Below are 11,060 nucleotides of genomic sequence, written 5' to 3' on the forward strand. Positions count from 1 at the left end.
TGAGGGGATCCCGCCGTTTTGCGTTGTCGAGGTCGTTCGGGCTACGCCCTCACGACCTCGACGACACACGATCTCGGCTTTCTCATCTTGATTGTCGCGTGACTCTCACCTTGATTGTCGCTGTACATCCTTGCCAAACGTGTCGGAGCTTTGGCGCAACTCGATGGCCAGCAGGAACGACCGGTAGCGCGATTCGTTGGTCGTGCCGTTTTGGCATATGTTTTTCGTCTTCCATGACATTTATCGGCACTCTTTTGCTCATCTGGTATCCGTTTTGCGCGCCCTTATCCGAATCACGTAGACGCGTAACGGGAAGGGCTCAGGCTTCGCGTATCGAAGCCGATAGCTAGAGTATTGAGGAGATGGCAAAGCGCGATGGCGGAGGCCTTGGATTGTTCGGGGCGTCGTTATCCTCGATATGGGCGGAAAGCGACGTGACAGCGTCGCCGAATCTTTGGAAGGAATCCATTGTAATGAAAAAAATGCTTGACAAAATGACTTTTACCCCCCCCCCCCCCGAAAAATCCGGGCGTGAGAAAATCCCTGGATATGGGAGTCGGACACCGTCGTCTTGCGGCAGCCAACTGAAACGGCTGCGCGTTTCCGAATGTCGGCGAATGCCGGTTCTCAATGTCAGGGAGGTGGGAAAATGAGATTGTCAGTCAAGGCCAAGCTGGGTCTCTCTTTTGGTTTGCTGCTAGTACTGATAGGCATCCTTGGTTTCGTGGCCATCGTCCAGATGGATGAGGTCAACCGGAAGTCGACGGAAATAGCCGATAACTGGCTGCCGAGCGTCGATGTCGTCCATCGCATCAACACCGCCACATCCGATTACCGTATTGCCGAGAATCAGCACGTCATTGCTCAGACCGAAAGTGCGATGAAGCTTGCCGAGGATTCGATGGACGAGATCCTGGCCAGGCTGAATGCCGATCGTGCGCATTACGAGACATTGATTTCCTCGCCGGAAGAACAGGCGATCTATGACGATTTCGCGCGTAAATTCGACGACTACATGCGGCTGCACGATCAGATGATCGAGCGCTCCCGTGTCAACGACACGGAGGGAGCCATGGCGATCCTTGCGGGAGAGTCGCGAGAGCTGTTCGACGCTTTCTCGAGCGACATGTTGCGATTGGTCGAACTCAACACGGCAAGCGGTGCGCGTGCCAGTGACGAAGGCGACATCATCTACACCAAGGCGCAAAAAATCATCTTTGGTGTGATTGCTGCCGCCTTGCTCTTCAGCCTGCTGGCGGGCGTGCTCGTCACGCGTGGCTTGCTGAGGGCCATCACCAGTGCGCTAGGCTTAGCCAATGCCGTGGCGGCGGGCGATCTCAATGCCAGCGCCCAAGTGAAGTCCAACGACGAGATCAAGGACCTGATCGATGCGCTCAACGCCATGGCCGCCAAGCTGCGCGAGGTGGTCGGTGAGGTGACCGGCGCGGTGCGCAACGTCGCCTCGGGCAGCCAGGAGATGGCCGCGGCCTCCGAGCAGCTCAGCCAGGGCGCCACCGAACAGGCGGCCTCCGCCGAGGAAGCGTCGTCCTCGATGGAGCAGATGACCGCCAACATCAAGCAGAACGCCGACAACGCCACCCAGACCGAAAGCATCGCCCGTGACGCGGCCAACGACGCCGAGACCTCGGGCCGTGCCGTGACCGAGGCGGTGGGCGCGATGGAAACCATCGCCGAGAAGATCCTGATCGTCCAGGAGATCGCCCGCCAGACCGACTTGCTGGCGCTCAACGCCGCAGTGGAGGCGGCACGCGCCGGCGAGCACGGGCGCGGCTTCGCGGTGGTCGCCGCCGAGGTGCGCAAGCTGGCCGAGCGCAGTCAGGCGGCGGCGCTGGAGATCTCTGGGCTGTCCGGCGATACCGTCAAGGCCGCGCGCAGCGCCGGCGAGATGCTGACCAAGCTGGTGCCGGACATTCAGAAGAGCGCCGAGCTGATCGCCGAGATCTCGGCGGCCAGCAACGAGCAGAATGCCGGCGCCTCACAGATCAACGTGGCCATCCAGCAGCTCGACAAGGTCACCCAGCAGAACACCTCCGCCGCCGAGGAGATGTCGGCCACTGCCGAGGAACTCTCCACCCAGGCCGAGCAGTTGCAGGCCGCCATCGCCTACTTCCGCGTCGACGATCAGGCGGTACGGGCGGCGTTGCCCCCGAGCCGTGCCAATCCAACCGTGGCGGCACGTGCATCACGGCCCCGGCGCGAGATCGTTGCCCGGCACGAGAAGGCCAGCGGAGGCTTCGCCCTTGATATGAGCGATGCCAACGATGCTCTGGACATCGAGTTCGAGCGTAGCGAAAACGCTTGACGGTACTAGCTCATTAATCAGCCCTTTCCGTCCGGTGCGGTTTTTCCGAGCCGGGCGGTTTTCTTCTACCGCTTGGTGGGAAAGTCACCTGCGATGCTTGCCGAATATGAGAAGAAAGTCAGGTAACTTCCAGTTCGACATGCCCTGGTTTCGAGCGTGGGCGGGAAGGACCGATGACGATCTTGACCTCTTGGCCAAGCCGAGCGAGACATTCGAGCATCTTGGCTTCACTGATGCCACGGAATTGACCTCGCAACAGGCCAGATAGTTTGGGCTGGGGAATACCCACGATCTCGGCAGCCTTCACTTGGGTGAGGCGACGACGCTTGATGATCTCACCGATTTTGGCAGCGAGTTGGGCCTTTATCAGCATCTCATCGGCGTCAGGGTGGTTGAGATCGGCATAGACGTTGCCGGATCCTTGTTCGATATCGATCATGATGCTTGCCCCTTGGCGTGTTGCTCCGCAGCCTTGAGCCGTTCACGGATCTTGTCCAGATCAGGCTTGGGCGTGGATACGCCTTTAGTGGACTTCTTCTGGAAACAGTGGAGAACGTAGATCGTGTTACCGAACTTGACGGTATAGACAGCACGATAAGTATCTCCGTGATGGTCCTCGACGACTTCTAGAACACCAGCTGAGCCGAAACCCTTGAGTGGCTTGGTTTGGGCATGCTTGCCATTGGTTTGGGCCAGATGAAGGGCAAAGCCGAAGACGTCCTGTACGTCCCCGGGCATAGCCTGAAGATCCTTCTTGCTACTGGCCACCCAGTACAGCGGCTTGGGCGATGTCGAGTCCATGAAAAGGAGTTTATTCCCATATGGGGATAAATGGCAAGTATCCTGCGCTAGCCCCACCGGAGCAGCGTGAGCACAGCAATGATCAGGACAATGGTCAGCACCAGGGCAGTGTTGCTCCAACGTTGCCGCGTGCGATTGGCATCGGCTACCGCCTCGACCATCTGTCATCCGCTTTACGCGGTTGTTATCCGAATCGCGTAAGGCCGTCATTGCCCTCGATATGAGCGATGCCAACGATGCCCTGAACATCGAGTTCGAGCGTAGCGAAAACGCTTGACGGCACTGGCCCGGGCTTGTCCGAAAAGCCGACGAGCGATGCAGTTTTCGGACAACGCCTAACAGTCACCCTTTCCGTCCGGCACGGGTTTCCCAGGCCGGGCGGTTTTTTCTACCGCTTGGTGGGAAAGTCCCCTGCGATGCTTGCCGAATATGGCGTGGTCAGGCAGGGAAACTGGCAGCGTTGATGCCGATTTTAGATGGGCGCACTATATTGCGCTTTGGTGCGCAATCGGGAGAAACATCATGGGCACACTACTCGATCGCCCTGAAGACGCGGTGTCGGCAACCGCTATGGCTCGCGGCTTCAGTGCCAAGCTCAAAGAAATTGCATCGCGGCAGGCTGATCGCTTGGTGGTGTTCAAGGACAATCGACCTGTCGCTGTCCTTATGAACGTCCAGGCCTATCAGGATCTGGTGGATGAGTTGGAAGATCTGCGAATCGAGGCTGTTTCCAGGGACCGCCTGGCAAGTTACCAAGCTGACCAGGCTATCTCTCATGATGACATGCGCTCGCTTTTCGACCAGGGTGAGTGATATCCGCGATCTCGGCGGCTCCCGTCTCATGGTTCCTGCAGTTGCGCAACAGTGGCCATGGGCATGAACATTCTCAGTGGATCCGAGGCTAGAGCCTGGAAGCCAAACCCTTCGTACAGTTTTTGACGCTGGGCCACGGCTTCAGGGTTGCCACAATTCAGGATGTCGAGAAGTACCACTGCCGTCCCTATCCGAAGTGAGACGGTATAAGCCCCTTTCAGCGCGTCTGCCAGTAGGCGTTTGCCAACTCCCTGCCCCTGGGTTGCCTGAGTGACACCTATCATGCCGATGAAGGCAGCGGAGATACTGCCGTCCGTATTCGCAAAGCGCTTGTAGCGTTGGGGCAGGTCGCCACAATCCACGCAGTGAGCATTGAGCGAGTAGAAACCGAGGATTCGTGTGGGATTCTCGGCTGGATCCACCATCACGAAGACCTGAACCGTGCCCTCCTTCATCAGCCGGCTGGCCGTCCGCTGTAGAAAGTTGTCGACTTGTTCGACCCCAGACGAAAAAGCCGCTCGATCATGCTTGGCCTTATCGAGCGGCTCGATGACAAGGCTTGTCGGCATCAGCGCTTCACCACCGTCTCCCGGTGATGAGCGAAGGCGGCACGCAGTTTCTCGGTCGGCGCTGGCGGGTTCTCCAGGGCCTCAAAGAAGGCTTGATGATCTTCGGACGTGAGCCGCGTCACTTCGTGCGCCTGGATGGTGGCCATCGCCCGCTCGTACAATGCTGAGATCGCGAATGCCGTCATATCTTGGCCGCGCAGCGCTGCCGCGTACTCAACGGCATGCTTGATGCTTGGCGTTGTGCGAAAGGTGAAGCGCTCAGAGTTGCGCTCACGGGGTTCGGTGATGTCTTCAGGATTAGGTGCGGCCAACATTGCTGACCTCCTATTGCATGTTCTGTTTGTGCATAAATTGTACGTCAGTTGGGCGTACAGTTCGAGAAAAAGTTTCATGTCGCATCCTGCGACACCACGGCGAAGCCCCGACCCTGCTCGCCGGCGCCGTGCCAAGTTGACCGAGTATGCTGCGGTAGCCCCACCGGAGCAGTGCAGCCACGGCAATCACGAGTGCAGTGGCCAGCAGGAACGACCGGTAGCGCGATTCGTTGGCCGTGCCGTTTTGGCATATGTCTTTCGTCTTCCATGACATTCATCGGCACGCTTCCGGTCATCTGTCATCCGCTTTACGCGGTTGTTATCCGAATCACGAGGATGGATAACGGGGAGGGCTTTGGCCTCGTTTATCGCGGCCGATATCAGAGTATCGAGGAACTGTCCAGCCAGGCCGAGCGGTTGCAGGCCGTCATTGCCCTGGACATCGAGTTCGAGCGTGGCGAAAACGCTTGAAGCCTCTGGCCTATCGGTCAGCCCCTTCCGTCCGGCCCGGATTTTCCGAGCCGGACGGCTTTTTCTACCGCTTGTTGGGAAAGTCCCCTGCAATCAACCGGCGGGGTTTGTCCCGCCGATGGGGAGGGGAAGATGAATCGGAGGAAAGCAATGTCGAGCATGCTGAGAACAATTGCGGCCAAGCTGTTTGCGGTGCAGGGCCTGACCTTGGCCGCGCTCCTCGCGGTGGCGCTACTGGGCTATAACGGCATGAGCAGCATGGAAGGGGTAACGCGTACCATCTACGACGATCGGGTGGTGCCACTCCGTCAACTCAAGCAGATATCGGACGCTTATGCGGTCGACATCGTCGATAACGTCCACAAGACCCGCGCCAGGACCAATTCCTGGGAGCAAGGCCTTGCAGACATTGAGGCGGCCCTCGAGCGGATCGAGATGCAGTGGCAAGCCTATCTTGCGACCTATCTGACCGAGAAGGAAAAGGAAATCGTCTCGACCGTCAGGGAGCGCAAAGCGCTCGCTGACCGTCAGATCGAGAACTTGAAGGACATATACCGGAATCGGGATCGTTCCCGGCTGATCGAATTCGCGGAACAGACGCTTTACCCGACGATCGACCCGCTGACCGGGGCAATCGACGATCTCGTCGTATACCAACTGGAAGCCAGTGCGGAAGCGCGTCAGACAGGGGAAGCGCTTTTTCGGTCCCTCACCCGGCTTGCCATTTGGACAACGGGCGCGGCTATCGCCCTTGGACTGGCTATGGTGGGCTTTTTGGCTGTTCGCATCCGGCGCAGTCTACGTGATGCAGTTGCCCTTGCCACGGCGGTGGCGGAAGGTGACCTCAATGCAGTTACGACAGCAACATCCAAAGACGAAGCCGGCCAAATGATCGACGCGCTGAACCTGATGGTGGCCAGGCTCAAGGAAGTTATCGGCGAGGTGGCCGGTGCCACACGCAACGTGGCTTCGGGTTCCCAGGAAATGTCGGCGGCCGCCGAGCAGCTGAGCCAGGGTGCTGTCGAGCAGTCGTCCTCGACCGAAGAAGCTTCCTCCTCTGTCGAGCAGATGGCGGCCAACATCAAGCAGAACGCCGACAATGCCAGCCAGACCGAAACCATCGCCCGCGACGCGGCCAACGACGCCGAGACCTCTGGCCGTGCCGTGGCCGAAGCGGTGGGCGCGATGGAGACCATCGCCGAAAAGATCCTGATCGTCCAGGAGATCGCCCGCCAGACCGACCTGCTGGCGCTCAACGCGGCGGTGGAGGCCGCCCGCGCCGGCGAGCACGGGCGCGGCTTCGCGGTGGTCGCCGCCGAAGTGCGCAAGCTGGCCGAGCGCAGCCAGGCGGCGGCGCAGGAGATCTCGGGGCTGTCCGGCGATACTGTCAAGGCGGCGCAGTCGGCGGGCGAGATGCTTTCCAAACTGGTGCCCGACATCCAGAAGACAGCGGAGCTGGTCTCCGAAATCTCGGCAGCCTCCAACGAGCAGAATACCGGCGCCTCACAGATCAACGTGGCCATCCAGCAACTCGACAAGGTGACCCGGCAGAACACCTCCGCCGTCGAAGAAATGTCGGCCACCGCCGAGGAACTCTCCAGCCAGGCCGAGCAGTTGCAGGCGGCCATTGGCTACTTCCGCGTCAATGAGCAGGCGCAGCGGGCGGCATTGCTGCCGAGCAGCACCCGGTCGGCCACGAAGCCCGCTGCCTCGAAGGCGTTGGTGACGACGGCCAGGGCGCCGCGTGCCCGGCAGGAAAGGGCCAACGATGCCCTGGATACCGAATTCGAGCGTAACGAAACCGCTTGATGGCCTCGCTTTAACGGTCTGTCCCCTTCCGTCCGGCCCGGATTTTCCGAGCCGGACGACTTTCTCCTACCGCTATTTCGCCTCTCCTGACGTCTATCCGCCTCTTTCAGCCATCTGACATCCGCTTTGCGCAGTTGCTATCCGAGTTACGTAGACGGATAGCAGGGAGGGCTTTGGCCTCGTTTATCGCGGTCGATAACAAGGAGTAGGGGAAAGGGGAAGCGCAGTGCCCGTGCGAAAGACTGCCCTGGATGCCGAGTTCGAACGACGCAATCGTCTCAGCTTCCTTCCTCAAGGAGGCTTTCGACAAGGTGGGGGCGGGCCTGGAAAAAACACTACAAACATATAATAGAAGAGGAACCGCCATGCACGCACGACAGCACAACAGGATATGGAACGTTTTGGCGCTTCGATCCCTAGGGGCGAAAGTCGGCATCTTGATGGCCGTGCTTCTCGTCTTGGGCTTTGGTGGCGCGATTGGCCTGCTTGCCGACCGGACCGCAAGGTTGCATGAACAGGCCATATTGGAGCAAGTGAATGAAACGGCCCGTGCCGAAGCGGAGCAGGTCAGCACCGCTCTGGAAAAGTCCATGCGAACGGCCCAAACCCTGGCTGGTGCCTTGACCGGCCTGAAGCTTGAAGGGCTGACGGATCGCAAGGCGGCGGATGCCATGCTGCGCCAGGTGCTGATCGACAACCCCGAGTTGGTGGGCACCTATACGCTGTGGGAACCCAACGCATTCGACGGTCACGATGCCGACTATGTCAATGCCAAGGCCCATGATGAAACGGGCCGTTACATTCCCTATTGGACGAATGGAAGTGGTGCCGTAGAGGTCGAACCGCTCGTCAGCTATGAAGTGCCAGGCGATGGCGACTACTACCTGCTGCCCAAACAGACCGGCAAGCCCGTCCTGACCGACCCCTATTTCTACCCGATCGCCGGCGAGGAGGTGTTGATTACCAGCTTCGTGATTCCCATCATGATCGATGGCCGGTTTCTTGGCATCGCTGGCGTCGATATGCCCTTGTCTGGCCTTCATGAAACCATCTCCAGGATCAAGCCCTTCGACGGTGCTCGTGCAAGCCTGATTTCTTCCGGCGGCCTTTATGTCAGCACCCCCGATGTCGCCCTGCTTGGCCAGAGTGTGAGCGACACCGGCACCGGCACCTTCGATCAGGTCAAGGCGCGCATCGTGTCTGGAGAAGTGTTCCACGAAACCGTGGTCGACCCCGAAACGGGGGATGAACTCTATCGTACCTATACGCCCATTACCGTCAGCGGTAGCGATACGCCCTGGATGCTGAAGATCACCGTACCGACGGACGTCATTCTGGCTTCGATTACCGATATACGTAATTTCGCCGCCCTGATCGGGGTTGTCGCGGTGGTCGTGTTACTTGGACTGCTGCTGTGGCTCCTGAATCGACTGGTCGTCAGGCCGCTCGATCGTGCAGCCGCTGCGGCGGACCGCATGGCCCAGGGAGACCTGTCGCAGCGGGTCGAGGTGACATCGAATGACGAAATCGGGCGACTGCAGCGCTCCTTGCGAGAAATGGCCGTAAAGCTTGCGGACGTTATTGGGGATGTCACGAATACCGCTCGCAACGTTGCTTCCGGTAGCCAGGAGATGGCCTCGGCCTCCGAACAGCTCAGCCGGGGCGCTACCGAACAGGCCGCCTCCGCCGAGCAGGCGTCGTCGTCGATGGAGCAGATGACCGCCAACATCAAGCAGAACGCCGACAACGCCACCCAGACCGAGAGCATCGCCCGCGACGCGGCCAACGACGCCGAGACCTCGGGCCGCGCCGTGACCGAGGCGGTGGGCGCGATGGAGACCATTGCCGAGAAGATCCTGATCGTCCAGGAGATTGCCCGCCAGACCGACCTGCTGGCGCTCAACGCCGCGGTGGAGGCGGCACGGGCCGGCGAGCACGGGCGCGGCTTCGCGGTGGTCGCCGCCGAGGTGCGCAAGCTGGCCGAGCGCAGCCAGGCGGCTGCGCTGGAGATCTCGGGGCTGTCCGGCGATACCGTCAAGGCCGCCCGCAGCGCAGGGGACATGCTGACCAAGCTGGTGCCGGGCATCCAGAGGAGTGCCGAGTTGATTGCCGAGATCTCGGCGGCCAGTAACGAGCAGAATACCGGCGCCTCACAGATCAACGTCGCCATCCAGCAGCTCGACAAGGTGACTCGACAAAACACCTCCGCCGCCGAGGGGATGACGGCCACTGCCGAGCAACTGTCCAGCCAGGCCGAGCAGTTGCAGGCCGCCATCGCCTACTTCCGCATCGACGACGACCAGACGGTGCGGTCGGCATTGCCTGCGAACCATGCCAAGCCAACCGCGGCGGCTACCGCACCGAAACCCCAGGTGGCGGCACGTACATCACGGCCCCGGCGCGAGATCGTTGCCCGGCAGGAAAAGGCCAGCGGCGGCTTCGCCCTCGATATGAGTAAGAGCGACGACGCCTTGGACGACGAGTTCGAGCGTAACGAAACCGCTTGATGGCTCTGGCCCATCGATCAGCCCTTCCGCCCGGCTCGGGTTTTCCGAGCCGGGCGATTTCGACTCCATGGAAAGAGTTTGTTCCTAATATTTCGCCTCTCCTGACATTTATCGGCACGCTTCCGCTCATCTGGTATCCGTTTTGCGCTCTTTTATCCGAATTGCGTAGGCGGGTAACGGAAAGGGCTCAGGCTTCGCTTATCGAAGCCGATAGCTGGAGTATTGAGAAGATGGCTATATGCGATGTCGGAGGCCTTGCCTTGGATTGCTCGGCGCATCGTTACTTTCGACATGAGCGGAAGTCGACATGGCAGCACCTCCGAAACCTGGAAGGAATCCATAGCGATGAAAAAAGTGAAAAAAATGCTTGACAAAATGGTTTTTTACCCCCCCCCCCCCCCCCCCCCCCCCCCCCCCCCCCCCCCCCCCCCCCCCCCCCCCCCCCCCCCCCCCCCCCCCCCCCCCCCCCCCCCCCCCCCCCCCCCNATAACGATAAGTTCTAGTTCTCAACACAGGGGGTTGAATAATGAGGCTGACACTCAAAGCCAAACTAATGACGGCTTTCGGCGCAGTGATAGTACTCGCCGCGGCAGGTATGGGCATCGGTATCATCAACCTTGGCAACCTGAATGCCAATGTGGAGCAGATTACCCAGGAGGACTGGACAAAGGTCGAGCGTTCCAGCGAATTCTTGGAACTGGTCAATGAAAACGCACGCGCCAATTTTGAGATGATCCTCGCCGAGACGGCCGATGAACGTTCCGGGCTCAGCGCCCAAATCTCGAACAATGCCGCTACCATCACCGACCAGGTCAACCAGGTCGAGGCGATGCTCTACGCCGCCGAGGGCAAGGAATTGCTCGCCCGCGTCAAGGAGACCAGGGCGCCTTATGTGGCCAGTTTTGGCGAGATCACAAGACTTCTCGATGCGGGTGACCGCCAAGGTGCCATTCAAGTTGCCAATGGCGCCATGGTTCCCGCCCTTGAAGAGTTCATAGGTGCCATCGACGCATTCGTCGCGTTCCAGGGTGGCCTCATGAACCAGGCTGGAGAAGAGGCGGCGGTGGCCTATTCGGCCAGTCGAACGATGATGCTGGCCATTTTGGCCCTGGCCGTATTGGTGGCGATGGGCGTGGCATTCTGGATCATCCGCGATGTCACCAGGCAGCTTGGTGGAGAGCCGGCCTATGCCCAGGAAATCATGCGGGAAATCGCCGCCGGCAATCTCGATGTGGCGGTAGCCACAAGGAAGGGAGACAGTTCGAGCCTGCTTGCGGCAGCCCGGGATATGGCCACCAAGCTCAAGGAAGTGGTCGGCGAGGTGACCGGCGCGGTACGCAACGTCGCCTCCGGCAGCCAGGAAATGGCCGCGGCCTCCGAGCAGCTCAGTCAGGGCGCCACCGAGCAGGCCGCCTCCGCCGAGGAAGCCTCGTCGTCGATGGAACAGATGACC

At 60.1% G+C, this 11,060-nt stretch carries 10 protein-coding genes; 6 read left to right on the forward strand and 4 right to left on the reverse strand.

The annotated features are described in order from the left end of the window. Nucleotides 1-649: 649 nt before the first annotated feature. Complete coding sequence (locus IE093_RS21795) at nt 650-2,323, forward strand: methyl-accepting chemotaxis protein (protein ID WP_189472976.1); 1,674 nt, start codon at nt 650-652, stop codon at nt 2,321-2,323. 118 nt (nt 2,324-2,441) lie between these two features. Here the strand turns inward: IE093_RS21795 and IE093_RS21800 are convergent, their stop codons facing one another. Further along, the gene (locus tag IE093_RS21800; protein ID WP_189472978.1) at nt 2,442-2,762 is read right to left on the reverse strand and encodes a helix-turn-helix domain-containing protein; all 321 of its coding nucleotides are present in this window, start codon (nt 2,760-2,762) and stop codon (nt 2,442-2,444) included. Then, nucleotides 2,759-3,124, reverse strand: coding sequence for a type II toxin-antitoxin system RelE/ParE family toxin (locus tag IE093_RS21805; RefSeq protein ID WP_189472980.1), 366 nt, complete (start codon nt 3,122-3,124; stop codon nt 2,759-2,761). Before IE093_RS21805 ends, IE093_RS21800 begins: the two co-directional genes overlap by 4 nt. A 522-nt stretch (nt 3,125-3,646) precedes the next feature. Between IE093_RS21805 and IE093_RS21810 the strand changes: the two genes are divergently transcribed. Continuing rightward, nucleotides 3,647-3,937 (forward strand): type II toxin-antitoxin system Phd/YefM family antitoxin, encoded by a 291-nt coding sequence (locus IE093_RS21810; RefSeq protein ID WP_189472982.1) that lies wholly within the window; start codon nt 3,647-3,649, stop codon nt 3,935-3,937. Between the two features lie 26 nt (nt 3,938-3,963). On the opposite strand, the gene IE093_RS21815 is transcribed toward IE093_RS21810, so the two are convergent. Further along, nucleotides 3,964-4,506 carry an N-acetyltransferase gene (locus IE093_RS21815; protein WP_189472984.1) on the reverse strand — a complete coding sequence of 181 codons (543 nt, stop codon included), beginning with the start codon at nt 4,504-4,506 and terminating at the stop codon, nt 3,964-3,966. After that, the gene (locus IE093_RS21820) at nt 4,506-4,820 is read right to left on the reverse strand and encodes a type II toxin-antitoxin system TacA family antitoxin (protein ID WP_189472986.1); all 315 of its coding nucleotides are present in this window, start codon (nt 4,818-4,820) and stop codon (nt 4,506-4,508) included. Before IE093_RS21820 ends, IE093_RS21815 begins: the two co-directional genes overlap by 1 nt. 336 nt (nt 4,821-5,156) lie before the next feature. Here IE093_RS21820 and IE093_RS22725 point away from each other — a divergent pair, with 336 nt between their 5' ends. The 4 genes from IE093_RS22725 to IE093_RS21835 all read left to right on the forward strand — a co-directional run. Further along, nucleotides 5,157-5,291, forward strand: a complete 135-nt coding sequence (locus IE093_RS22725) for a hypothetical protein (RefSeq protein ID WP_268247422.1) — start codon at nt 5,157-5,159, stop codon at nt 5,289-5,291. Between the two features lie 150 nt (nt 5,292-5,441). Further along, nucleotides 5,442-7,100, forward strand: a complete 1,659-nt coding sequence (locus tag IE093_RS21825; RefSeq protein WP_189472988.1) for a methyl-accepting chemotaxis protein — start codon at nt 5,442-5,444, stop codon at nt 7,098-7,100. 440 nt (nt 7,101-7,540) lie between these two features. Then, nucleotides 7,541-9,607 carry a methyl-accepting chemotaxis protein gene (locus tag IE093_RS21830; protein WP_189472990.1) on the forward strand — a complete coding sequence of 689 codons (2,067 nt, stop codon included), beginning with the start codon at nt 7,541-7,543 and terminating at the stop codon, nt 9,605-9,607. A 526-nt stretch (nt 9,608-10,133) separates the two neighbouring features. Further along, nucleotides 10,134-11,060: MCP four helix bundle domain-containing protein (locus IE093_RS21835; protein ID WP_189472993.1), on the forward strand; the 927-nt coding region annotated here is incomplete at its 3' end.

It is taken from the genome of Litchfieldella qijiaojingensis (assembly GCF_014651875.1).
GTDB lineage: Bacteria > Pseudomonadota > Gammaproteobacteria > Pseudomonadales > Halomonadaceae > Litchfieldella > Litchfieldella qijiaojingensis.